Annotated in this window: 19 protein-coding genes; 2 read left to right on the plus strand and 17 right to left on the minus strand. The window is 66.6% G+C overall.

What is annotated here, in order from left to right; genetic code table 11:
- Positions 1-22 precede the first annotated feature (22 nt).
- From CFB47_RS10170 to CFB47_RS10190, 5 genes are all read right to left on the minus strand, one after another.
- Entirely contained in the window at positions 23-352 is a 330-nt protein-coding gene (locus CFB47_RS10170; protein ID WP_089461092.1) for a DUF4148 domain-containing protein, read from the minus strand.
- Positions 353-425: 73 nt separating this feature from the next.
- On the minus strand, positions 426-752 hold the full coding sequence (locus tag CFB47_RS10175; protein ID WP_373453136.1) for a DUF4148 domain-containing protein: 327 nt from the start codon (positions 750-752) through the stop codon (positions 426-428).
- Positions 753-816: 64 nt separating this feature from the next.
- Positions 817-1,143: a DUF4148 domain-containing protein gene (locus CFB47_RS10180; RefSeq protein WP_089461408.1), complete on the minus strand. Its 327-nt coding sequence runs from the start codon at positions 1,141-1,143 to the stop codon at positions 817-819.
- 71 nt (positions 1,144-1,214) lie between these two features.
- Positions 1,215-1,634, minus strand: coding sequence for an organic hydroperoxide resistance protein (locus CFB47_RS10185; RefSeq protein ID WP_089461409.1), 420 nt, complete (start codon positions 1,632-1,634; stop codon positions 1,215-1,217).
- Positions 1,635-1,898: 264 nt separating this feature from the next.
- Complete coding sequence (locus CFB47_RS10190; RefSeq protein WP_089461094.1) at positions 1,899-2,363, minus strand: RidA family protein; 465 nt, start codon at positions 2,361-2,363, stop codon at positions 1,899-1,901.
- A 213-nt stretch (positions 2,364-2,576) separates the two neighbouring features.
- Here CFB47_RS10190 and CFB47_RS10195 point away from each other — a divergent pair, with 213 nt between their 5' ends.
- Positions 2,577-3,542 carry a LysR family transcriptional regulator gene (locus tag CFB47_RS10195; protein ID WP_089461095.1) on the plus strand — a complete coding sequence of 322 codons (966 nt, stop codon included), beginning with the start codon at positions 2,577-2,579 and terminating at the stop codon, positions 3,540-3,542.
- 31 nt (positions 3,543-3,573) lie between these two features.
- Here CFB47_RS10195 and CFB47_RS10200 read toward each other — a convergent pair whose 3' ends face one another.
- The gene (locus tag CFB47_RS10200; protein WP_089461096.1) at positions 3,574-4,281 is read right to left on the minus strand and encodes an SDR family NAD(P)-dependent oxidoreductase; all 708 of its coding nucleotides are present in this window, start codon (positions 4,279-4,281) and stop codon (positions 3,574-3,576) included.
- An 877-nt stretch (positions 4,282-5,158) separates the two neighbouring features.
- Here CFB47_RS10200 and CFB47_RS10205 point away from each other — a divergent pair.
- Positions 5,159-6,172: a hypothetical protein gene (locus CFB47_RS10205; RefSeq protein ID WP_089461097.1), complete on the plus strand. Its 1,014-nt coding sequence runs from the start codon at positions 5,159-5,161 to the stop codon at positions 6,170-6,172.
- Positions 6,173-6,451: 279 nt separating this feature from the next.
- On the opposite strand, the gene CFB47_RS10210 is transcribed toward CFB47_RS10205, so the two are convergent.
- The 11 genes from CFB47_RS10210 to CFB47_RS10260 form a co-directional block, all read right to left on the minus strand.
- On the minus strand, positions 6,452-7,099 hold the full coding sequence (locus CFB47_RS10210) for a glutathione S-transferase family protein (protein WP_089456252.1): 648 nt from the start codon (positions 7,097-7,099) through the stop codon (positions 6,452-6,454).
- Positions 7,100-7,199: 100 nt separating this feature from the next.
- On the minus strand, positions 7,200-10,361 hold the full coding sequence (locus tag CFB47_RS10215) for a multidrug efflux RND transporter permease subunit (RefSeq protein WP_089461098.1): 3,162 nt from the start codon (positions 10,359-10,361) through the stop codon (positions 7,200-7,202).
- Between the two features lie 21 nt (positions 10,362-10,382).
- Positions 10,383-11,744 carry a metallopeptidase TldD-related protein gene (locus tag CFB47_RS10220; RefSeq protein WP_089461099.1) on the minus strand — a complete coding sequence of 454 codons (1,362 nt, stop codon included), beginning with the start codon at positions 11,742-11,744 and terminating at the stop codon, positions 10,383-10,385.
- Positions 11,744-13,195 (minus strand): TldD/PmbA family protein, encoded by a 1,452-nt coding sequence (locus CFB47_RS10225; protein WP_089461100.1) that lies wholly within the window; start codon positions 13,193-13,195, stop codon positions 11,744-11,746. The genes CFB47_RS10220 and CFB47_RS10225 overlap by 1 nt, the downstream gene beginning before the upstream one ends.
- Positions 13,188-14,831 (minus strand): ABC transporter ATP-binding protein, encoded by a 1,644-nt coding sequence (locus CFB47_RS10230; RefSeq protein ID WP_089461101.1) that lies wholly within the window; start codon positions 14,829-14,831, stop codon positions 13,188-13,190. Before CFB47_RS10230 ends, CFB47_RS10225 begins: the two co-directional genes overlap by 8 nt.
- Positions 14,831-15,943: an ABC transporter permease gene (locus CFB47_RS10235; protein WP_089461102.1), complete on the minus strand. Its 1,113-nt coding sequence runs from the start codon at positions 15,941-15,943 to the stop codon at positions 14,831-14,833. Before CFB47_RS10235 ends, CFB47_RS10230 begins: the two co-directional genes overlap by 1 nt.
- Positions 15,897-16,946 (minus strand): microcin C ABC transporter permease YejB, encoded by a 1,050-nt coding sequence (locus CFB47_RS10240; RefSeq protein ID WP_089461103.1) that lies wholly within the window; start codon positions 16,944-16,946, stop codon positions 15,897-15,899. The genes CFB47_RS10235 and CFB47_RS10240 overlap by 47 nt, the downstream gene beginning before the upstream one ends.
- A 13-nt stretch (positions 16,947-16,959) precedes the next feature.
- A complete protein-coding gene (locus tag CFB47_RS10245; RefSeq protein ID WP_089461104.1) occupies positions 16,960-18,882 on the minus strand; it encodes an extracellular solute-binding protein in 1,923 nt (640 codons plus the stop codon).
- Positions 18,883-19,120: 238 nt separating this feature from the next.
- Positions 19,121-21,913, minus strand: a complete 2,793-nt coding sequence (locus CFB47_RS10250; RefSeq protein WP_089456260.1) for a TonB-dependent receptor — start codon at positions 21,911-21,913, stop codon at positions 19,121-19,123.
- 333 nt (positions 21,914-22,246) lie between these two features.
- Entirely contained in the window at positions 22,247-22,822 is a 576-nt protein-coding gene (locus tag CFB47_RS10255; protein WP_089461105.1) for a helix-turn-helix domain-containing protein, read from the minus strand.
- Between the two features lie 300 nt (positions 22,823-23,122).
- A complete protein-coding gene (locus CFB47_RS10260; RefSeq protein WP_089456261.1) occupies positions 23,123-24,313 on the minus strand; it encodes a tetratricopeptide repeat protein in 1,191 nt (396 codons plus the stop codon).
- Between the last annotated feature and the right edge of the window lie 2 nt (positions 24,314-24,315).

A 24,315-nucleotide genomic window follows, 5' to 3' on the forward strand; every position in this document is an offset into this window, starting at 1 on the left:
CGACGATTCCGACGCGCCATGCTCAATGGCCGAAGTAGATCGAGCGCTCGGCCGTGCGAACCACGCTGCGGCTGCCGGACTGCGTCGCACTGCCGGCGTCGCTGCCGTAACCCGATGCCTGCGACTCGACCGCGATTGCATCGGTGTCGTGAACCCGGCGCAGCGCAGCCTGGAGATTGTCCGGATAGTTCGGATCGTTGGGCCGGTTCGGCAGGTAGCCGGCGTTCTGCAGCGCGGCCAGTTCCGCACGCACCTGCGAGCGCGTCACGGTGCCGTCACCGGCAAACGCCGGCGCGGCAACGGCAGCCGACACGGCAACGAGAACGGCAGCGATCAGTTGGGTCTTCATCATTCACCTCGACAAGAAAATGGAATTCATGGGTTGCGCATCGTGCGCCGGCCACCGGCGCCGTTCGCGGTGTCGCTCAATGACCGAAGTAGATCGAGCGTTCGGCGATTCGCGTCGCATGCCGGCTGCCCGACTGCGACGCAGCGGCGGCATCGCTGCCGTAACCGGACGTCGCGGCTTCGGCCACCGCGGTGTCGTTCGCGTGAATGCGCGTCAGCGCGGCCTGCAGATCGTCCGGGTAGTGCGGATCGTTCGCGCGGCCCGGACGATAGCCGGCCTGTTCGAGCTGGACGAGCTCGGCACGCACCTGCGCGCGGGATACGGCGGCTGCATCGGCGAACGCCGGTGCGGCAGCGGATGCGGAAACGGCCACGAGAAGGGCGGCGATCAGTTGGGTTTTCATCATTGACCTCGACAGAAGAGAAATAGAAGGGATTCAGGGTTCGCGTATCGACGATGCGTCGCGATTAATGACCGAAATACACCGAGCGGTCGGCCACGCTGAGCGCATGCCGGCGACCCGATTGCGTTGCCGCCTCGCCGTTGCTGCCGTAGCCGGACGCCTGCTCGTTGCGGGCGACCGCATCGACGACATGGATCTGCGTGAGTGCAGCCTGGAGATCATTCGGATAGGTGGCGTCGGTCGCGCGATTCAGCGGGTAGCCGGCCTGTTGCAACTGCGCGAGCTCGGCACGCACCTGCGCACGCGTCACGGTCGATTCGCTGGAGAACGCCGGTGCGGCAACCGTGGCCGAAACAGCGACGAGAAGGGCGGCGATCAGTCGGGTATTCATCATTCACCTCAAAAAGAAAGAAAAGAAATCGGGTATTCGGCAAGGCGGCGCCAGGCCGCCTGATGCATCGTTCAAGCGATACGGATGTCGACGTCGATGTTGCCGCGCGTCGCCTTCGAATACGGGCAGGTCTGGTGCGCCGCATCGACGATGCGCTGCACGACGTCGCGATCGAGCCCCGGCACGCTCACGTTCAGCCGGGCCTGCAGGAAGTACGCGTTGCCGGCGGTGCCGAGATCCACTTCGGCGTCGACCGCGAGATCGGCCGGCAGCGTTACCTTCGCGGCACGCGCCGCAAGCTGCATCGCACCGATGAAGCAGGCCGACCAGCCGGCCGCGAACAGTTGTTCCGGGTTGGTGCCGGTGCCGGCGCTGCCCGGCGACGACAACTGGATGTCGAGGCGGCCGTCGGAACTGCGTGCCGCGCCGTCGCGGCCGCCCGAAGTCGTATGCGTCTTGCCCGTGTACAGCACTTTTTCGATCTTGCTCATCGTTTGCTCCGTCAGTTGGGTGGTTTGTTTCAGATGCGATTCGATCGCATGCGATGGAGTTTCGTCGAGGCGACCCACTCAGTCAAGCGCATTCGATTAAATCGCATCCGATATTTTGTATTTCAATGTATCTGGAACGTGTACAGCCTTGCAGGAGAAGGCATTCCGACGGTCGATCCCCGATATTCGACGCGCGACGCATCCGGGCAGGGCAGGTGAAAACGCTCCGGGAATGGCGGGCCGCCCCGCAGGGCGGCCGATCGGTCAGGCCGGGTCGATCTCGGCGATCACGACGAGAATCACGGCCGCGTCGGCCGGCAACTGGCGCTGGGAGAACGCCGAGCGCGCATGGCCCGACTTTTCGCCCAGCACGGCGGCGAACAGGTCCGACGCGCCGTCGATCACGGACGGCTGCCCGAAAAAACCGTCGGCCGAACTCACGTGCCCCTCGACGCGCACGATCTTGCGCAGGCGCTCGAACCCGCCCAGGTGCCGGCGAATCTGCGCGAGCACGTTCAGCGCCGCGAGCCGGGCGGCATGCTTGCCTTCGTCGACGTTCAACTGCTCGCCGACACGGCCGGTATAGGCAATCTTGCCGTCGACCAGCGGCAGTTGTCCGGAGACGAACAACAGGTTGCCGGCTTCGCTGGCGGCCGTATAGTTGCCGAGCGGGTTCGGCGGCTCGGGTAACGCGAGGCCGAGGTCGGCCAGTTTCTGTTCGACGGTCATGTCGGGCTCCTTGCGGGAAAAGGGTTCGGGCGATCGGTGCTGCCTGTGAGTCACTGTAGTCAGGCGGCCGAAACCGGTAAATGTCAGCGGCGCAATTGATTCACGACGCGGTGTAACGAATCTCGCCATGCACGCCCGCTGGTTTCCCGGGCGGGATTCATGCACACTCGGCTCCATCGCGCGCCACGCGCCGGAGACGGCAGGAATCGCCCCATGCAACGACAATTCGACGATCTGCTGCTCGGCAGCATCGAGCTATTCTGTCTCGCCGCCGAACTCGGCAGCTTCACGCTCGCGGCCAACGCGGCGAGCGTCACGCCGGCCGCGGTCAGCCGCTCGGTCGCGCGGCTCGAGGCGCGTCTCGGCGTGCGGCTGTTCGTGCGCACGACACGCCAGATCCGCCTGACCGATTCCGGCCGCCGCTATTTCGAGCAATGTCGCGACGCGCTGTCGCAACTCGTCGATGCGGAGCGCGAGGCGACCGGCCAGCAGGCGACGCCCGCCGGCGTGCTGCGGATCAGCATGCCGACACCGTACGGGCACTATCGCGTGCTGCCGCTGCTGCCGGCGTTTCGCGAGCGATATCCGGACGTGCGCGTCGACACCCACCTGAGCAACCGCAACATCGACTTCGCCGAGGAAGGCTACGATCTCGCGATCCGCGGCAGCGCACCGGCCGATTCGAACCTGATCGCCCGCAAGCTGGAGGATGCCGAACTCGTGATCGTCGCGACGCCCGGCTACCTGAAGCGTGCGGGCATGCCGACCGCCGTCGACGACCTGCATGCGCACGAATGCATCCAGTTCGAGCTGCCGAGCAGCGGGCGAGCGATTCCGTGGCTGTTCAACGATGGCTCGGAAGGGATCGACGTCGCGACGACCGGCAGCTACGGTACGTCGGGCGACTATCTTGCCGGTGTGACGCTCGCGCGCAGCGGTGCGGGCCTGTTCCAGACCTATCGCTTCATCGTCGAGCAGGATCTGCGGGCCGGCACGCTCGTGGAAGTGCTGCCCGGCCTCGGCGGCCGGTCGCGGCCGTTCATGCTGCTGTATCCGCATGCGCGCTTTTTGTCGTCGCGCGTGCGCGTGTTCGTCGACTTTCTCGTCGAGCATCTGGCGCGCGCACCGACCGGGCAGCCGGCCGGGACACGCGCCAAACGAGCCGGCGCATCGCGCTAGGCGCGCCGGCTCGCGGTTTCGACACCGCGCGTCAATGCCCGGCGCTCTGGCCGCCGTCGACATGCAGGATCTCGCCCGTGACGAACGACGCCGAATCCAGGTACAGGATCGCGTCGACGATGTCGCTCATTTCGCCCATGCGGCCGACCGGATGCAGCGACGCGAGCGTCGCGTGCGTGTCGGGCGCGTGCATCGGCGACTTGATGATCCCGGGCGACACCGCATTCACGCGAATGCCGGCCTTCGCATATTCAATCGCGAGCGACTTCGTCGCCGCATTCAATCCGCCTTTCGTCAGCGACGCGAGCACCGACGGCACGTTGCTGTTCGCGTGATCGATCAGGCTCGTCGTGATGCTGACCACGTGGCCGCCGCCGTGCTTCTGCATCGCGGCGATCGCGTGCTGCGTGACGTGGAAGAAGCCGCTCAGGTTGACGTTCGTGATCTGCGCATAATCGTCCGCCGTGTACTGCGTGAAGGGCTTCGCGATGAAGATGCCCGCGTTGTTGACGAGCGTGTCGACGCGGCCGAAGCGTTCGATGGCGGCGTCGACCACGCGCCGTGCGACGGCCGCATCGCCGATGTCGCCCGCGACGGTGACGAGATCGGGATCGTTCGACGGCCCGATCGAACGTGACGTGGCGACGACGCGATGGCCGCGGGCCCGGAATGCGTCGACCGTTGCCGCGCCGATGCCTTGCGATGCGCCGGTGACGATGATGACTTTGGATGCGCTCATGATTTGCCTCGATAGGTGAAGGGTTCTCGGCTTCGGTGCCGACCGGATCCGTGAATCCGATGGGCGAACTGTAGGCGCGCCGGCTGCGATCTCGAATACCCACCGTGGAGCAACAGTCTTGCGTCGGGGGAACAAATGCAGGGTGGGGCGGGTTGAGGGACTGCGGTCAGGGCGTGGAGCAGGCGGTCAAAGGCTGCGGATCGCGGCGGCGTCGCCCGGCTGCACGAGGCCGCTTCACGGTCATGTCAGTCGACATGCCCGCGATATTCGCGGCTGAACTGCCATGCGCCACTACTGCGGCGGGCGGCCCGCCCAATCGGCGCTCGACGTCACGCTCAAGCGCCTCGATGCCTCAATGCGCTGCGCGAACGTTCAGGCGTAGCGCGACCTCACCAAAGGCGACTGATTATCGGACGGTTTGACGCGCCGATTCGTCTGCTGCGGAACACGCAGTTGGCTAACTCAATGTCGATGTCAGGATAACTTTTCTTATCACAATAGCACTATGAATAGTCCAAACTCGCCGATTCGAAAACGCGTCTGATGCCCACCGTCCGGGCCGCCTCCGTGCTTCTCACCGCCGAACCGGGGCAGGGAAGCGAACATTCGTCGTGCACGCCTTCAGGCGTCGCATTGCGGCGGGGATCGACGATATGTCGCCTGTCAGCCTCGCGATTTGCGAACGGTTTGAGACATCGCCGCGCGCCTGGCGGGAACGACGGGCGAGCAGGCGAGCGGTTGCATCCTCGATGGCTTCGTCGTCGACGTGCCGCCCGATGTCGGCATGCGGTTCACGTCAGCCGCCTGACCGGACGCCGCCTATAATCGCTATCAGCTTTTCCGGGAAATCGCGGTTACCAAGGTGGGGGGTGTCCAAATGGGACAGTGCCGTCGCATCTGTTCGCGCTTCGTCCTCGCAAGCTCGATCGCTGGTCTGACGATACTGGCGTGCCCGGGACACGCGCACGCCGAAGAGGGGTCTTCGAGTTCGCCGAGCGGACTCGAACCATCGGGGAGAACGCTCAACGCGTATGCGGTGTATGGCGACGGACGCGCGACCGAGGGCGGCGACATGCATTGGCGTGCGTACGAAGTCGGCTTCGGTGACGTCTTGAACGATTACCTGTCGGTCTACCTCGCGTACCTGAACGAGGGACATCCGCTGGATCACCACCGTGACGGTTTTGCCGCCCTGGGTTCGTTTCGTTGGCCGATCGGCAGTCGTCTGGCGCTCGAATTTTCGGCAGGCCCGTACTTCAGCATGGACACGACACATGTCGACGACCAGCCGCGCAATGACAAGCGCTGGGGCGTGCGTGCGTCGGCAGCCGTGCGGTATTACGTCGTTCCCAACCGCTTCTTCCTCAAGCTGCAGTACAACCACGTTCAGATGATCGGCGGATTCAATTCCGACGCGGTGCTGTTCGGTATCGGCTCGGATTTCGGCGGCGATCCTGGCCCGGCGTTTTCGGACGGCAAGACGCAGGTCGGCGTTTGGGCCGGAACATCGCAGACGAACCGTCCTCAAGTGCCGATCGAAAAGGGATACATGGTCGAAGTCAAGCGGCCGCTCGGCAATGCGTGGGCCTATTCGGCCAGCTTCGTCTATGAAGGCAACAATGGCGTTGCCGGCCGACGAGGCGTGGCCGCGCAATTCTGGTACGTCGCGCCGATCAAGAGCAAATGGACGCTTTCGGCAGGCGTCGGTCCGTATCTCTCGCGGGATCGGAACGATGCCTCGGGCAGGACGCGACTCAATGCGTTGCTCAGCGCGCAAGTGGCCTATCAGATCACGAACGATTGGGCGGCAAGCTTGCGCTTCAATCGTGTCGCAACCCGCAACGACAAGGACCAGGACATGTTCATGGTCGGCGTGGCGCGCAATTTCTAGCGAATGAACTTGAATCGGTCGAGCTCTCGCATCGTCATGGTGATCCGTTCCGTTGCAGCCATCGCAGCCTCCGGCGCCGGACAACCGGCAGCCGGTCAGCTTACGATGGGTCGAAAAACGGACATCTGAACTTAGCCAGAAGCGGACATTTGAACTTAGCTACTACAACCGAATCCAGCGATAATGTTGATTATGTCAAATACGATATTTCAGCCCCAAACCTCGCGGCAAGCGGCCTTCAACCGACCGCTGCCGCACTTTTGAGCGCCGTCGAAACGCTCAGGCAACCGGATTCATCCACTCCGTCAGTCCTTCGCGCGCATTCAATTCCAGGAACGTCGGCAACGCGCGAAGCGCGTGGATATAACGCGTCAGATTCACCCACGTCGTTGCCGGACGCGGCATGTTGCGCGTCCAGCGCATGAGCATCAGCGCCAGGAAGTCGACCGTGCTCAACCGGTCGTTGATCAAATACGAACGGCCATCGGACAGCAGCGTGTCGAGATGCGCCATCGCCGCCTCGACTTGCCCCTGCGAAAAAACCTTCACCATGTCAGCGCACCGCGGATCGCCATCCGTCTGCGCATAAAACCAGTTTCGCATCGCCGGCAACACCGAATTGGCGAGATAGATCATCATCTCGAACCACTCGGCACGTTCAGGCGAGCCCGGATCCGGAGCCAGGCGCGGCTCCGGATGGCGTTCGGCGAGCAGCATCAGCAACGCGGCCGATTCGGTCCGCGGCACGCCGTCGACGACCAGCGTCGGCACTCGGCCCGCGGGATTCAACCGCCGATACTCAGGCGTATGCTGCGCCCCCGTATCGATATCGACGAGGCGCGTTTCGAACGGCACGCCGAGTTCGATCAACATCCAGTGCACGGCCATGCTTGCCGCGCCGGGCGAGTAATACAGAACGTAGGACATGGTCTGAATTCGTCTCCTTGAATTGAAATGTCGGTGAACCGTCTGCGCGGCAATCGCATTTAATCAACACAACGCTCGAAAATCACCTCTCGAAGCGACTTCACTCCCCTACCACCTCCGCCTGACGATCATCCCGCTTCGTCACCGCCACCCGCCTGCCGCCTCGCCCGACCGACGCCACGACCCGAAACGCCACCGGCGCGAACACGAGCCCGAACACCGTCGCCGCCAGCACACCGCCGAACGCGCCCGTGCCGATCGACCGTCGGCTTTCCGCCCCCGCGCCCGTCGCCAGCACCAGCGGCACAACGCCCAGCAGGAACGCCATCGACGTCATCACGATCGGCCGGAATCGCGCAGCGGCCGCATCGACCACCGCCTGCCGCAACGGCACACCATGCACGACCAGGTCACGCGCGTATTGCACGATCAGGATCGCGTTCTTCGCCGCCAGCCCGACCACGGTAATCATCCCGACCTTGAAATACACGTCGTTCGGCATGCCGCGCGCGAGCGCCGCCGCGATCGCCCCCATCATGCCGAGCGGCACGATCGTCAGCACGGACAGCGGAATCGTCCAGCTTTCGTACAGCGCGGCCAGCGCCATGAAAACCGCGAGCACCGACAACCCGACGAGCAGCGGCGTCTGCCGCGCGGCGACCTGCTCCTCGCGCGCCGCATCGACCCAGTCGAAGCCGATCCCGGCCGGCAGCGCAGCGGCAAGCCGCTCCATCTCCGCCATCGCCGCGCCCGAACTCGTGCCGGTCGCCGCGCGGCCGCTGATGTCGAGCGACGGATAGCCGTTGTACCGGTTCAGCATCACCGGCCCGATCGTCCAGTGCGGCGCGGCAATGGCCGACAGCGGCACCATGTCGCCGGTACGGTTCGGCACGGTCAGCGCCATCAGTTGCGTATCGGTCGCGCGCGCCTCCGGATCGGCCTCGATGATCACCCGCCGCATCCGGCCCGATGCCGGAAAGTCGTTGATGTAGTTCGAGCCGAACGTGCCGCCCAGCAGCCCCGCGATCCGCTCGAACGGCACGCCGAGCGCATACGCCTTCGCGCGATCGACATCGAGTTCGATGCGCGGTGCATCCGGCAGGTCCTCGAAATGCACGGCCGAGAGCAACGGATCCGCCTTCGCGCGCTCGGCAAGCTGCTCGCGGGCCGCCTTCAACGCATCGAGCCCGACCCCGCCGCGATCCTCGAGCCGGAACGTGAAGCCGTCCGAATGCCCGATGCCGCGCACCGACGGCGGCAGCGCCGCCTCGACGTCGCCGTCGAGGATCGCACCGAAGCGCCCGTTGAGCCGGTCGCGCAACGCCATCGCGTCGACGTCGCGCTTCGCCCAGTCCTTCAGTTCCACGAACGCCATCCCGACGTTCTGCCCGCTGCCGACGAAACTCCAGCCGATCACGCTCGTCACGTTCGCAATCGCCGGCTCCGCGTGCAGGATGGCCTCCACCCGCCCGACGACCGCGAGCGTGCGCGCCTGCGTGGCGCCGGCCGGCAACTGGATCATCACCTGCAGTTGCCCCTGGTCCTCGGTCGGCAGGAAACCGCCCGGCATCATCCAGTACAGCAACCCGCATCCGATCACGAGCGCCGCGTACACCACCACGACCATGCCGGTGCGGCGCACCGCAAACACGGCGACGCGGCGATAACCGGTTTCGGCGCGCGCGAAAGCCGCACCGAACCGGTCGGCCAGACGCGCGCCGATGCCGCGTCGCCGCGCACGGCCGGCGCCGCCATCGTGTCGCGCAACTGGCTTCAGCAGGTTCGCGCACAGCGCGGGTGTGAGCGACAGCGCCATGAACGACGACACCAGCATCGACGCGATCATCGCCACCGCGAACTGCCGGTAGATGCCGCCGACGCTGCCCGGGAAAAACGCCATCGGCACGAACACGGCGGTCAGCACCGCGGTTACGCCGACGATCGCCCCGCCGATCCGCTTCATCGCCCGGCGCGTGGCGTCGCGCGGCGACACGCCCTCCTCCATCACGCGGTGCACGCTCTCGACGACGACGATCGCATCGTCGACCAGGATGCCGATCGCCAGCACGAGGCCGAACATCGTGAACACGTTGATCGACAGACCGAACGCCCACATCGCGACGAACGCGCCCATCAGCGTGACCGGGATCACGACGGTCGGCACCAGCGTGTAGCGCAGGTCGCGCAGGAACAGCCACATCACGCAGAACACCAGCACCACGGCCTCGACGAGCGTCAGCACGACTTCGTGGATCGCGATCTTGACGAAGTGCGCGCCGTCGAACGGAATCTCGACCGCGACGCCCGGCGGCAGCGTCCGCGACAACTCCGCGAGCCGGGCGCGGATCGCATTCGACGTTTCGAGCGCGTTGCCGCGCGGGCCGAGCTGGATGCCGACCGTCGCGGCCGGCCGGCCGTTCAGCCGCGAATAGAACGAATAGTCGTCGCGACCGATCTCGATGCGCGCGACGTCGGCCACGCGTACCACCGAGCCGTCCTGTTTCGATTTCAGCACGATCCGGCCGAACTCCTCGGGCGACGTGAGCTGCCCTTTGACCACGACCGTCGCGGTGAGCTGCTGGCCGCGCACGAACGGCGCATCGCCGATCGCGCCGGCCGTGACCGTCGCGTTCTGCGCACTGATTGCCGTGATCACGTCGTCGGCGCCGAGATCGTATTCGCGCAACTTCACCGGATCGAGCCAGACCCGCAGCGCCTCGTCGGCATCCCACAGCTCGGCCGCGCCCACCCCCGGCGCGCGCTTCAGCTCGCGCAGCACGTAGCGGTTCAGGTAATCGCCGAGCTGCGCGGAATCGCGCGTGCCGTCGGTCGACGTCAGCGTGACGAGCATCAGGAACGTGTTCGCCGCCTTGAACACGCCGATCCCCTGCTGGACGACCTGCTGAGGCAGCCGCGGCTCGACCTGCTTCAACCGGTTGTTGACGTCGACGAGCGCGATGTCCGGATCGGTGCTGGGCGCGAACGTCACGCCGATCTCGAGGTTGCCGTGGCCGTCGCTGCTGGTCTCGTAGTACAGCAGCCCGTCGGCGCCGTCGAGGCTTTCCTCGATGATGCTGCCGACGTTGGCATCGACCGTCTCGGTCGACGCACCCGGATAGGACGCAGTAATCACGACCCGCGGCGGCGCCAGGCGCGGATACTGCGCGATCGGCAGTTGTGGAATGGCCAGCACGCCCGCGACGACGATCGCGAGCGCGACGATCCACGCAAAGACGGGACGGTCGATGAAGAATGACGGCATCGGCGAGGGTCCGCGAACGCGCTACAGCGTGAGCTCGAATGAACGTGCGAGCAGCCCCGGCAGCTGTGCGCCTCCGGTGGCGCGCTCGCCGTACGTGTCGTCGTTCGCGAGCAGCGCCGGTGCCGCGCCGAGCTGCTCGAGCGCCGACCCGAACAGCCGGTAGAAGCTGTCGTCGAACCGCATCGCGTCGACCGGCGCGACGATGCGGCCGCCTTCGACCCAGAACGTCGCGAACCGCGTCATCCCCGTCATCCGGCACGCAATCGGGTCCGAGAAGTTCAGGTACCAGAGGTTGCCGACGTAGAGCCCCGTGTCGAGCGCGGCCAGCACGTCGGCATCGGCGAGCGTGCCGCCGGCGATCGTCAGCGACTGCGGCGCTTCGCCGTTGTCCGCTCCGTTCGGCGTGCCCCCTTGCTCGCGCGCGGTGCGTGCGCAGGCGAGCTGCCCGGCGCCCCGCCCTTCGACGACGAGCGGCACGCTGTCGCGCCGGTAGCCGTCCGCGTTGAACGCGGGCGCGATGCCCAGCGAGAAATCCTCGGTGATCGATACGCGCGGATCGAGCGCGACCTCGCCGGCATACAGGCGATGCAGCGGGCTGCGGGCGCTCGCGACCGCGCGCGCCGAAAAGCCGCTCCAGCCGAGCAGGCTCGTCATCTCGTGAATGGCGTCCGGCGCGAAGTACGCGCGGTAGCGCCCGGGCGCAAGCGCCTTTGGCGTGCGGCCGAGCACGGGCAGCCGCGCGGCGGCCGCGTCGACCTTGGCCGCGAACGCTGCATCGCGCCAGTCGTCGCCCGCATAGACGGTCTTGATCGCGCGGCCGCTCGGGTCGTACAGCGACCAGCTGAAGTTGAAATTCTCGACCTCGTACCAGCCGCGGCTGCCGGTCGACGACGCGAAGCCGCGCGCCAGCGTGCCGCCCGCGTAAAAGCCGACGAGGTCGAGCCCGCGCGCGCATTCGACCACGATTCGCGCGAGCCCGTCCGCATTCGGCAGGCGCCCGGTGCGGCGCGTTTCCTGCACCCACGACGAGGTATCGAACAGCAGGTGCGGATCGTCCTGCGCATCGCGCAGGCCGTCACGCAGCACGGCGAGCGCGTCCGCCAGTTCGCGCAGATCGGCCGCCGGATCGCCGCAGACGGTCAGCGCCGAGTGTGCCTGCCGCGCGCCGTCGATGAGCCGCACGGACAGCCGCCCCTGCGTGACGCGCCCGGTCTGGCGAATCCTGCCGCCATTGAAACGGATGAAGTCGGACGTTTCGCCGGAGAAGCCGAGCAGCACGGTTTCGGTCGGCGCGGTCAGCCGTTGTGCCTCCTCGGCGAGCCGGGCGAAATACGCATGCCAGTCGATTCCGGCCTGGCGTGTCATCGGATCGAATCCCGTCATCACGCGCCTCCGAAGACGTCGACGCCGGCGAACACGCAGGCCGGCGCGGCGTGGCCGACACGGATGATTTGCGCAGGCTCGCCCTTCCCGCAGTACGGCGTGCCGTAGATGCCGAACGTGCTGGCATCGCCGACCGCGCGCAGGCTGCGCCAGAACTGGGCGGAGATGCCGCGGTAGTTCGGGCGCTTGACGACCTGCGTGAGCCGGCCGTTCTCGATCAGTTGCCCGAATTCGCAGCCGAACTGGAATTTGTTGCGGTGGTCGTCGATCGACCAGGACGTGTTGGTGCGCATCAGGATCCCGTGCTCGGTGCCCGCGATCAGCGCATCGAGCGACTGGTCGCCGGGTTCGACGTTCAGGTTCGCCATCCGGTCGATCGGTGCGCGGTTCCAGCTCGACGCACGCGAGTTGGCCACGCCCGGCAGGCCCGCGCGCTGCTGCGACAGCGCCCCGCCGAGCAGCCGTTCGAGCACGCCGTTGCGGATCAGGTACTGCTTGCGCGCCGGCGTGCCGTCGTCGTCGAACGCGTAGGACGCGGCTTCGGCCGTCGGCTCCGGATCGAACGTGACGTTCAGCAGCGGCGAACCATACTGATAGTGGCCGACCATCTCCGGCCTGACGAAGCTCGACCCGGCGAAGTTGCGCTCGTCGCCGAGAATCCGGTCGAGCTCGAGCGGATGGCCGATCGACTCGTGGATCTGCAGCATCATCTGGTCCGGCATCAGCAGCAGGTCGCGCCGGCCGGTCGGGCAGTTCGGCGCGGCGAGCAACTGCAGCGCCTCGTCGGCCACGCGCGCGCCGGCGCCGTCGAAACCGTAGCGCGCCAGCACGTCGATGCCGCCCTGCGCCAGCGTGCCCGATTGGCCGAGCGAGCGCGTCTGCGTGTCGCCGTCGCCATGGGCGACGGCTTGCAGCTCGGGCATCAGGAAGCGGAAGCGCTGGTCGATCCGTACGCCGTCGCTCGTCACGTAACACTGCTCGGTATGCACGATCATCACGCTCGCCGAACGCTCGACGATACGCGCACCGAGGTTTGCCGCCGCGCATTCGTGCGCGAGACGCTCGATCCATTCCGCGCGCGACGGCAGCGCCGCGTCGACATCGGGCGACGCATAGGTGCCGCTCGCCTGCGGACGCGCGGCCTGGCGATGATCGACCAGCGCCCACGGCGCGCTGGCCCGGGCCCGCGCGGTCGCGATGTCGAGCGCCGCCTGCAGCCCGGCCGGGGACAGGTCGGGCGTCGCCGCATAGCCGGCGCCCGTGCCGGCCCAGGCCGTCAGCATCGCACCACGCTCGCGCGTGCGCGAAAACGGCTGCGCGACGTCGTTGCGCACCGCGTGTTCGTCGATCGTCTCGTCGACGATACGCAGCGACCAGAAATCGGCGTCGCTGCGCAACCCCTGTGCTGCCTGCACGGCTCGGACGCCCGGCGCCCGGTTCTCGTCAATCATCGGTTCTCTCTTGCTGCTCCTGCGGGCCGCGCTCGGGCGCCAGCATGGACGACGCGAGCAGCGCCCGCGTATACGGATGGGATGGCGCGTGCAGTACGTCGAGCGTCTCGCCCGCCTCGACCACGCGCCCCGCCTTCATCACGATGACCCGGTGGGCCATCGCGCGCATCACCGCCAGATCATGCGTGATGAACAGGTAGCTGAGTTTGTACTTCTTTTGGAGATTCGTCAGCAGATTCAGCACCTGCTTCTGGATCGACACGTCGAGCGCGCTCGTCGGCTCGTCGAGCACCAGCAGCTCCGGCTCCACCGCCAGCGCCCGCGCGATCGCGATCCGCTGCCGCTGCCCGCCGGAAAACTCGTGCGGATAGCGCAGCATCGCCTCGGGGGGCAGGCCGACTTCCTGCAGCAGCGCCGCGATCCGCGCGCGCCGCGCGTCGCCGGCCACTTGCGGCCGGTGCACGCCGAGCCCCTCGCCGACGATCTGCTCGACCGTCATGCGCGGCGACAGCGAGCCGAACGGATCCTGGAACACCACCTGCATGCGCCCGTACAGCGTGCGCCGGCCCCGCGTCGTGCGCAGCGACGCCAGCGGCATGCCATCGATCTCGATCCCGCCCGACGCCGGCCGCTGCAGGCCGAGCACGGCCGACGCGAGCGTCGATTTCCCCGAGCCTGACTCGCCGACGATCCCGAGCGTTTCGCCGCGCTTCAGACTCAGCTGCACGTCGTGGACGGCGCGGAACGTCGTCTTGCCGAGCACCGAGCGCCAGCCCTTTGCCGCGATACGGTAGTCGACGGCAAGGTGCTGCACGTCGAGGATCGTCTGCGCGCCGGCGGCAACCGGCTCGACCGCCCGTTGCGGCGCGCTGTCGAGCAGCCGGCGCGTATACGGATGCTGCGGCGCCGCGAACAGCGCGGCGGTCGTGTTGGTCTCCACCAGCATGCCCTTCTCCATCACGGCCACGCGCTGCGCGAAGCGCCGCACGAGGTTCAGGTCGTGTGTGATCAGCAGCACGGCCATCCCGCGCGCGGCGGCCTCCTGCTCCTGCAGCTCGATCAGCAGGTCGACGATCTGCTGGCGCACCGTCACGTCGAGCGCGGTGGTCGGCTCGTCCGCGAGCAGCAGCCGCGGCCGGCACGCCAGCGCCATCGCGATCATCGCGCGTTGCCGCTGCCCACCCGACAGCTGGTGCGGAAAGCTGTCGATGCGGCGCTCCGGCTCGGGAATCCCGGTGCGCCGCAGCAGCGCGATCCCGCGCTCGCGCGCGTCGCCCGGACGCAGCCCCTCGTGCAGCCGCAGGCTCTCGGCGATCTGCTTGCCGATCGTATACAGCGGATTGAGCGCGGTCATCGGCTCCTGGAACACCATCGCGATGTCGGCACCGCGAATCCCGCGCATCTGCTGCTCCGTTTTCGCGAGCAGATCCTCGCCGTCGAACAGCATCCGCCCCGACAGCGTCGCCTGCTGCGCGAGCCGCAGGATCGACAGTGCGGTCACGCTCTTGCCCGACCCCGATTCGCCGACGAGCGCCACGCGCTCGCCGCGGGCGATCGACAGGCTCAGGTCCTGTACGGCCGCGTGCGCGCCGAAATGCGCGGAAAACCCGTCGATCTGCAGCAACGGTCTCGTCATCACCGCCCTCCGCCGAATGCCGAACCGCGCGTGCGTGTATCGAGCGCGTTGCGCAGCGCATCGCCCATGAAGGTGAGCAGCAGCAGCGTCACCACCAGCGCCGCGAACGCCGCGATCGAGATCCACCACGCATCGAGGTTGTTCTTGCCCTCCTGCAGCAGCTCGCCGAGGCTCGGCGTCGGCGGCGGCACGCCGAGGCCCAGGAAATCGAGGCTCGTCAGCGACAGGATCGCCGCGCTCATCCGGAACGGCAGGAACGTGATCACCGGCGTGAGGCTGTTCGGCAGCACGTGGCGCCACATGATCTGTGCGTTCGTCAGCCCCATCGTGCGCGCGGCCTTCACATAGTCGAGCGCGCGGTTGCGCAGGAATTCGGCACGCACGTAGTCGGACAGCACGAGCCAGCCGAACATCGACAGCAGGATGAACAGCAGCCACAGCGACGGCGTGAAGATCGACGCGAAGATGATCAGCAGGTACAGGTCCGGCAATGCGCTCCAGATCTCGATCAGGCGCTGCCCGACCAGGTCGGTGCGGCCGCCGTAGAAGCCTTGCAGCGCGCCCGTCAGCACGCCGACCAGCACGCCCGATACGGTCAGCGCGAACGCCATCAGCACCGACAGCCGGAACCCGTACAGCAGCCGCGCGAGCACGTCGCGGCCGAACTGGTCGGTGCCGAGCCAGTTGCTCGACGACGGCGGCGCCGGATACGGCCGCGACGCGAAATAGTCGATCGTGTCGTAGCGGTACCGGTTCGGCGGATAGATCGCGAAATTGCCGTGCGACTCGATTTTCGTGCGGATATACGGATCGAGATAGTTCGTCATCGCGGGAAAGTCGCCGCCGAACGCCGTCTCCGGATAGTTCTTCACGATCGGGAAGTAATAGTGCCCGTCGTAGCGCACGATCAGCGGCCGGTCGTTCGACAGCAGGTCCGCACCGAGGCTGAGCGCGAACAGCACCGCGAAGATCACGAGGCTCCAGTAGCCGAGCGGCTGCGCGCGAAAGCGCAGCCACGTGCGCCGCCACGGCGACGGCGAGGCCGCACACGCGGCGCAGGCCTGGTCAGTGGTCCAGGCGGTTGAACTGGATACGGGGGTCGACGAGGACATAGCAGATATCCGCGATGAGTTTGGTCAGCAGGCCGATCAGCGTGAACAGGAACAGCGAGCCGAGCACGACCGGATAGTCGCGGCGGATCACCGAGTCGTACGACAGTTGCCCCATGCCGTCGAGCGAGAACAGCGTCTCGATCAGCAGGTTGCCGTTCAGGAAGGCGCCGACGAACGCGGCCGGCAGCCCGGTGAGCAACGGGATCGCCGCGTTGCGCAGCACGTGCTTCCACAGTACGTCGCGCTCCGGCGCGCCCTTCGCGCGTGCGGTCAGCACGTATTGCCGGCCGATTTCCTCGAGGAACGTGTTCTTGGTCAGGATCGTGACGATCGCGAAGTTGCCGACGACCGACGCCGTCACCGGCATCACGACGTGCCACAGATAGTCGAGCGCCTTGCCGATCAGCGTCAGGTCGTCGAAGTTGTCGGACGTGAGCCCGCGCATCGGAAATACCTGCCAGAACGTGCCGCCGCCGAACAGCATCAGCAGCAGCACGCCGAGCACGAAGCCGGGCACCGCGTAGCCGGCCAGCACCAGCACGCTCGTCACGGTATCGAACCGCGACCCGTTGCGCACCGCCTTCGCGATGCCGAGCGGCACCGACACCAGGTACGTGAGGATCACTGTCCACATCCCGAGCGTGATCGACACCGGCAGCTTCGAGCAGATCACCGCCCACACGCTGCGGTGCGCGAAATAGGACTGGCCGAGGTCGAACGTCGCATAGCTTTTCAGCATCAGCACGTAGCGTTCGAGCGGCGGCCTGTCGAAGCCGAACTGCTTGCGGATCTGCTCGATCTGCTGCGGGTCGACGCCCTGGCTGCCGTGGTAGCCGCCTGCGCCGCCCGCCTCCCCGCCGCGCGCACTGCCGTGGCGCAACTGCGCGAGCACCTGTTCGACCGGGCCGCCCGGCACGAACTGCGTGACCGCGAACGTGATCGTCACCACCCCGATCAGCGTCGGGATCATCAGCAGCAAGCGCCTGAGTATGTATGCCAGCATCGTCGTTCCTCCGTCAGGCGGCCGGTGCGGGTTTCGCCGCCGGTTGCTTCACGTACCAGTAGTCGATGATCCAGTCCTCGTATTGATAGGAGTCCGGCACGATCTCCGGGTGGCCGAGCGTCGCCTTGTACGCGATCCGCGCGTTCGGCAGGTAGTACTGCGGGATCAGTGCGTACAGGTTGATCAGCACGCGGTCGAGCGCGTGCGTGGCCGTCTCGAGATCGTCGAGCGTGTCGGCTGCGAGCGCCGCGCGTATCAGCGCATCGACCGCCTTCGATTTCACGCCCGGATAGTTCTCGGATCCGGGCTGCGACGCGGCCGCACTGCCGAAGCGGCGCGTCAGCTCCGCGCCCGGAATCGTCACCGGCAGGTAGATGTACGTCGTCATGTCGTACTCGAAATTGTCGAGCCGCTTCAGGTAGAGCGCGCTGTCGATCTCGTGGAGATACGCGTGGATGCCGAGCATCGCGAGCGCCTGCGTGTACGGCAGGATCAGCCGGTCCATGCCGGGCTGGTCGTCGATGATCTCGATCGTCATCGGCGTGCCGTTCGCGTCGCGCAGCGCGCCGTCGCGGTAATGCCAGCCGGCCTGCGCGAGCAGGTCGCGCGCCTCCTTCAGGTTCGCGCGCAGCGAGTTCGGCGGCAGCGTCGACGGCTGCCGGACCATCGGGCCGAACACCTCGGGCGGCAGCGTCGCACGGAACGGTTCGAGCAGCGCCAGCTCCTTCGCGCTCGGCATGCCGGATGCCGCGAACGGGCTCGCCTCCCAGAAGCTGTTGGTGCGGCGATACTGCCCGTAGAACATCATCCGGCTCATCCAGTCGAAATCGAACGCCAGCGCGAGCGCATGCCGCACCCGCACGTCCTGGAACATCGGCTTGCGCATGTTCATCAGGAAACCCTGCATCTGCGCGGGGCCGTCGGGAAACTCGCCGCGTGTCAGCATGCCGTTGCGAAAATTCTTGCCGACGTACTTGCGCGCCCACTGCGTCGCGCTGTATTCCATGCGCGCGTCGATGTCGCCGGCCTTGAACGCTTCGAGCGCCGTGTATTGATCCAGGTACAGCTTGAACGACACGTGTGCGAAGCGGAACATGCCGCGTCGCGACGGCAGGTTCGCTGCCCAGTAGTGCGGGTTACGCACGTAGCTGATCTGCTTGTCGTTCCTGCGCTGATCGATCAGGTACGCGCCGCTCGCGATCGGCGGCACGTTCGCGATCTGGTCGAACGGCGGCCGCGTGCCGTCCGCGCGCTGCCCCCATTTCGGCGAGAACACCGGCAGGTCGCCCGCGATCAGCGCGGCGTCGCGCTCCGCATGCTTGAACTCGAAACGCACCGTGTGGCCGTCGACCACCACCGCGCGCTTGATGATCGCGAACTGCGCGTTGTACAGCGGCGACGCCTGCGGGCTCGACAGCGTGTCGAACGAATACTTGACGTCGGCCGCGGTGATCGGGTCGCCGTTCGAGAAGCGTGCGGCCGGGTTGATGTGAAACGTCGCCGACGACCCGTCAGGCGCGACGTCGACGTCGTCGGCGATCAGCGCGTATTCGGACGCGAGCTCGTCCCAGCTGCGCTGCATCAGCGTGTCGAACATCAGGTTCTTGATGTCCGGCGCCGGCGCGCCGCGCACGAGGAACGGGTTCAGCGAATCGTAGCTCTGCGCTTCGTCGTAGTTTTCGAACTGGAGCGTGCCGTTGTCCGGCGCATCCGCATTCGCGTAGTCGAAATGCGTGAAGCCCGGCGGATACTTCGGATGGTCGTATTGCGAAATTGCCGGCACCGCGAGCGCGGCCTGCGGCATGACGCCGCCCGACACGAGCCACACGGCGCACGCGAGCAGCGCGGCGCGCGCGGCGGTGCGCATCCGCCCGTGCGTGCGCGTCAGGTGCGAGTGGCGCGGCACGCGTGCCCGTCGCCCATTCAACAGTCTCATGGTCAGTCTGTCCGGAAGCGTGCGGGTGCGAAGCCTGCGCGCAATCGATGCCCGTGCCGGACGCCGCATACGGCCGCGTCCCGCGGATGGTTCGTGCTGGTCCCGATCGGATGAACTGCACCGCCGCGCGTCCCGGTTGCGGGCCGTCGTGGCGCCAGGTGAAAAAAGGCCGCCCCGAAAAGGGGGTAGTGGACGTGGAGCGGCCTGTCCCAAACCTGTCAGTGCATCGCGATCGCCATCAGAACTTGTACGTCGCGCCGACCTGTGCGAACCGGCCGATGTACGAGTACACCGACGTGTCGTACCCGCTCTGGCTCAGCGTGCCGTTCGCGAAGATCGGGTCGAACGGCGGCGTGCGGTTGAAGAGGTTGTCGATGCCACCGTAGATCGTCCAGTTCTTGAAGCCCGTGTACGTCACCATCAGGTTGAACTGGCTGTACGAACCAACCTTGTTCGGCTCGGGCATCAGGTTCTGCGCGTACGGACCCGTGAACTGCCACGTCAGCGCCGCATCGAACTTCCGGTAGTTCCAGTCCAGCGTCGTGTTGCCGCGCCAGCGCGGGAAGCTGCCGCCGAACGGCTGCGTGATCGTGAAGTTGTTGCCCGCGCCGTTGACCGGCGCGGCGCCCGGGAAGCCGATCTTGTAGCTGTTGACGTAAGCCCAGTCGCCCGACAGCGTAATCGTGCCCCAGCCCTTCAGCGGCAGGCCCTGGCGGAACGTGCCTTCGAAGCCGTTCGTGTCGAGGTAACCGAGGTTCTGGTACGGAATCACCTTGTACAGCAGCTGGCCGGTCGTCGGGTCGGTCACGACCTGCGATGGCTTGCCCTGGCCGATCACGTTGTCGATGCGGATCTTGTACCAGTCGAAGCCGAGGTCGGTGTAACGGCTCGGCGAGACCTGGAAGCCGATATTGAGGTTGCGCGTGCGTTCCGGCGCGAGGTTCGGGTTGCCGACGGTGATCGACGTGTAGTTCTGGCCGGTGGCCGGATCGACCTGGATGCCGAGCGTCTGCGACTTGCTGTCCTCGACGAAGGTCGGCGCGCGGAAGCCGCGGTTGTACGACGTATACAACGTGAGTGCCTTGATCGGCTGGTACCGCAACGCGAAGCGCGGCGAGAAGGCGCCGCCCACGTCGGTGTAGTGATCGTAGCGGCCTGCCTGGCTGAACGTCAGGTTCTCGATGATCGGTATGTTGATCTGGTAATAGATGGCCGCGACGTTGCGCTGGCCATCCACCGTCTCGAGGTCCGGCGTGATGACGGCGCCGCTCAGGTATTCGGAGCCCGGCGTCAGCGTTTCGCTCTGGTGCGTGAACTGCGCGCCGAAGCCGATGCCGACGTCGCCGGCCGGCAGATGGAACAGGTTCGGCGTCGACAGCGTCGCATCGATCGTGTCGAGCTTCGAGATGCCGAGGTTGTTCGCCTCCTGATAGAGACCGTTGAACGCGTTCGGCGTCGCGGCCGGGTTCGCGAAATTCAGCGTGCCGTTCTGGTAGATGTTGTTCAGCGCGTTCACGTTCAGCTGGTTCGTGAACACGTTCGACACCGTGCTCTGCGAATGGCTGACCGACGTCGCCCAGTCCCAGTCGCCGTACGGCAGCGTGAACGACCCCTTGATGCCGGCGGCCGCCCGCCAGTAGTTGGCCCAGGTCTTTTGCGCGACCGTGTTCGGAAACGCATAGGTGAGCGGCGTGGCCGCACCCGTCGTGTTGTACGGGTTGCTGACCGGCACCGTGTAGTTGAACGGCGACAGCAGCTTCGTCTGCGGATTCCAGACGAGCGCCGGGTTCTGCGAGTTGCCGATCACGTTGTTCCACAGGCCGTCGTTGGTCGTGGTCGTGTTGTAGCTCTCCATAAAGTCGGCGAACGCGGTCGTCTTGTCGTCGATCTTGAAGTCACCGTGGAGCTTCGCGTTCAGGCGCTCGGTCATCGGCAGGATCGACGTGCTTTCCGCCGTGTTGTACCCGCAGATGGTGCCCGGCAACCCGGCCGACAGCGAATTCGGCGCGGCCGGATGAACCGAGCCGCCGAACGGGCAGCCGCCGTTCAGCGCCTGCGCACTGCCGTCGGGCATGTTCCAGTAGGACGGCGCGAGCAGCGAGAAGCCGCCCGGCTTGCCCGTGAAGTCCTGGCTGCGCGTGGAATCACGGTCGGCCAGCGTGAAGCCGTTCGACTTGTAGTAGCTGAGCGCGGCCGTCACGTTGAAGCGGTCGGCGTTCAGGTCGCCGAAGCCGCCGAGCACGCCGAACTTCATCGTGCCGTCGCCGTTCCCGGCGTTGATCGCGCTGCCGAGGCTGCCGTCGAGCTGCAGGCCGCGGAAATTGTGTTTCGTGATGATGTTGACGACACCGCCGATCGCGTCCGAACCGTACTGCGACACGGCGCCCGTCTTCACGATTTCGATCCGCTCGATGTCGTTGAGCGGGATCGTGTTGAGGTCGAAGAACGAATCGACGCTGTTCGAGAAGAACGCATACGGTGCGACGCGCTGGCCGTCGACCAGCACGAGCGTGTACTTCTCCGAGAGGCCGCGCAGTGCAATGCCGGCCGCGCCGGCCGCGAAGTTGCCCGATTGCCCTTCGCCCCAGCTGTTCGCCGAGTTGGCTGCCGCATCGCGCAGGAAGTCGGCGACGGTCACCGCGCCGCTGGCCTGGATTTCCTTCGGCGTGATCGTCTGCACCTGCTGGAAACCCGTCTTGTCGGCCTGCCGGATCAGCGAGCCCGTCACTTCGAACCGCTTGATCTGCGCGACCTTGCCCTGCCCGTTCGCGGCGGGTGCGGCAGGCGTCGCCTCGGCCGCTGCACCGGGTGCTGCATCGGGCGCCGCGGCGTCCGGTGCAGCGGCGCTGCCCGCCGTGCCGGCCGCCTGTGCAACGGTCACGGGCGCGCCGCTCGCGACCGCATCCGCGATCGCGACGGCGCCCGGCGCCGGCTGACTCTGGGCGAACGCCGGCGGCGCCAGTGCGGCCGTCAGCGCCAGTTCCGCCCAGACTATCCTGTTGATGGCCAACGCCAAAACTCTCTGCTTCATCTTGTTCCCTCTCGCTCGTAGTAAGACCCCACCTGCTGTGCGCCGGAACCTTGTGAATTCCTTGCGCGTCCTGGGTGCCCGTGTACCGGAACCCGCGATTGCCACGCTATCGACTGCCACGACTCGAACGGATCGGCCTCGTAGCACCAGCGCCATTCGGCATCACCGTCTTCTTCTATTTTGATTCGTCATACTAAACACCTACATTGAGCGCATTGCCTGCTTCTTCCCGGCTCGACGGGCGCTGGTTCCGTAAAACGCGAACCTGTATGCGCCGTACTGCGCACCCACTGCCGTCGACCGGGTACTTCTCCTTCCTGCCGGCCGCCTTCGCTAGAACAGCCTCGGCGTGCCGACCCAGACGATCACCGCCTCTTCGTCGGCCGTATTGCGCCACGCATGCGGCATCGTCGATTCGTAATGCGCGGTATCACCCTCGTTCAGCGTGAACGTGCAATCCTCGAGCGTCAGCGCCACCTGCCCGCGCAGCACGTAGACGAACTCCTCGCCCGCGTGCGTCGTCATCTCGGACGACAGCTGCCCCACCGGCATCCGGACGAGAATCGCGTCGAGCTTGCGGCCGTCCACCAGGTTCGTCAGCCTGGCGAACCGGCTGGCCGAGTTCGTGAACTGGAAATACTGCAGCGCGTTGCCGCGGCATACCGAGCGCGCTTCCGTCGGCGTGTCGATGAAGTACTGCATCGTCACGCCCAGCGCCTTCGCGATCCGCACCAGCGACGTGATCGACGGCGTCGCCCGCCCGCGCTCGACCTGCGACAGGAACGGCTTCGAAATGCCGGCGATCGTCGACGTTTCGTCGAGCGTGAGTTTCAGGCGCTGGCGCAGCGCCCGGATCTTGTTGCCGAGCGACATGGCGACGAGCACCGACTCATCAGGGGGCAAAACCATGGAAAGACGGTTCCTCGCAGTCGAAATCGGTTTGATGTCGTCAAGCCTCGACCGATGCCGCGATGCAGCCGGCCCGGCGCGATCCCCCGCTGCACGCTGTCGCGACGTGCAAGCCACGCGCGGTGCGGCAGCGCACTCGCGTCGTGCGCCCGCACATCGCTCGTCCATTTCATTCGGCTTACTAATTAACAAGTTTTCCCCTTTTCATCGGCTGACCTGTTCGTCGTGCATCCGCGCGATCGCGGCGGCACACCGCTTTCCGACCGCCAGCATTGCGCGCGGCCGTGCACGTCCGTTGCGTTACCGGGAGGCCACCACCGTCCAGAGCCGTGCCAGATCACCGGAACCGTCGGTGCCCTTGACCGTGCGCAGCACCTGGACCGCACGCGCCTTCTGGCCAGCCACGTAATACGCCTCACCGAGCCGCAGCCGCGCCGCGTCGGGATGCTCGAGGCCGCCCTTCGCGATCGCCTGCTCCATCATCGGCAGCCCCTGCTGTGCATGGCCCTCGAAGACGAGGTTCATGCCGGCGTCGATCGGCGCTGCCGGCGTCGTGGCGTCGCCGCCCGATTGCGCGCGCTTCGCGGCGAGCGCCTGCAACCGCTTCTCGCGATCCGCCTGCGCGTCCTTGCCGAGTACACCGGATGCGAACCCCTGGTCGATCACCTGCTTGCCCTCGGCGGCCGAGCCCGCCACCAGCGCGAGCTGCGTCATTTCCATGTATGCGTTGGCGGTCGTGAGCGAGCCCGTCGCCCGCCGCAACCGGTAGATGTCGAGGTCGAGCGACGGCAGATACCCGGGGTTGCCGCGAATGGCCGTGACCATTTCGTCCCAGTACGCGGGGCTGGGGTGATAAGCCACCAGCAGCCCGAGCGCACCGCGATATGCGTTGCCGTCCTTCACTTTCTGCGCGCAGGTCGCCAGCATCTGCAACTGCCCTTCGTCCGGTGCGTGTCCGCCATTCGCCTGCGCGTCGGTGCTCGCTTTCAACTGGCTCACGAGCGGTGCGCAATCGTTCGACAGGTAGTAAGACTGCGTGAGCAGCGTGCGCATTTCCGGGTCCGATCCACCCGCCTTCAGGTAGCGCTGCGCGACGCGGATCGCCAGCGGGTAGTTCTTCTGCTGGAAGTAGATGCCGGCGAGCGCCGCCGTGGTCCGCTGCTCGTCGTCGCCCGAGAGCCGCCCGGAGTTCAGCACGCTCTCGTACGCCTGCGCGGCCGTCCCCGAATCGCCGGCCGCCATCGCTGCCGCGCCACGCATTTCTTCAACCACGGTGGTTTCGTACGGCGTCCGGTTCGGCACGGCCGCCGCCTGCGCGATCTTGCCCAGCGCGTCGCGATACTTGTGTGCGCGGTACAGCTCCTGCGCGGCCGCCAACGGTTTCGCCACGTCCGGCCGCAGCGCGTCCGCCGGCAGCGCCGGGCGGCCGAGCAGGCCCGCCGCGCCGAGCGCCGTCACCGCCATCATCCGTTTCCATCGTCGCTGGTTCATCG

The sequence above is a fragment of the Burkholderia sp. AU27893 genome, from assembly GCF_002223205.1.
Taxonomy (GTDB): domain Bacteria; phylum Pseudomonadota; class Gammaproteobacteria; order Burkholderiales; family Burkholderiaceae; genus Burkholderia.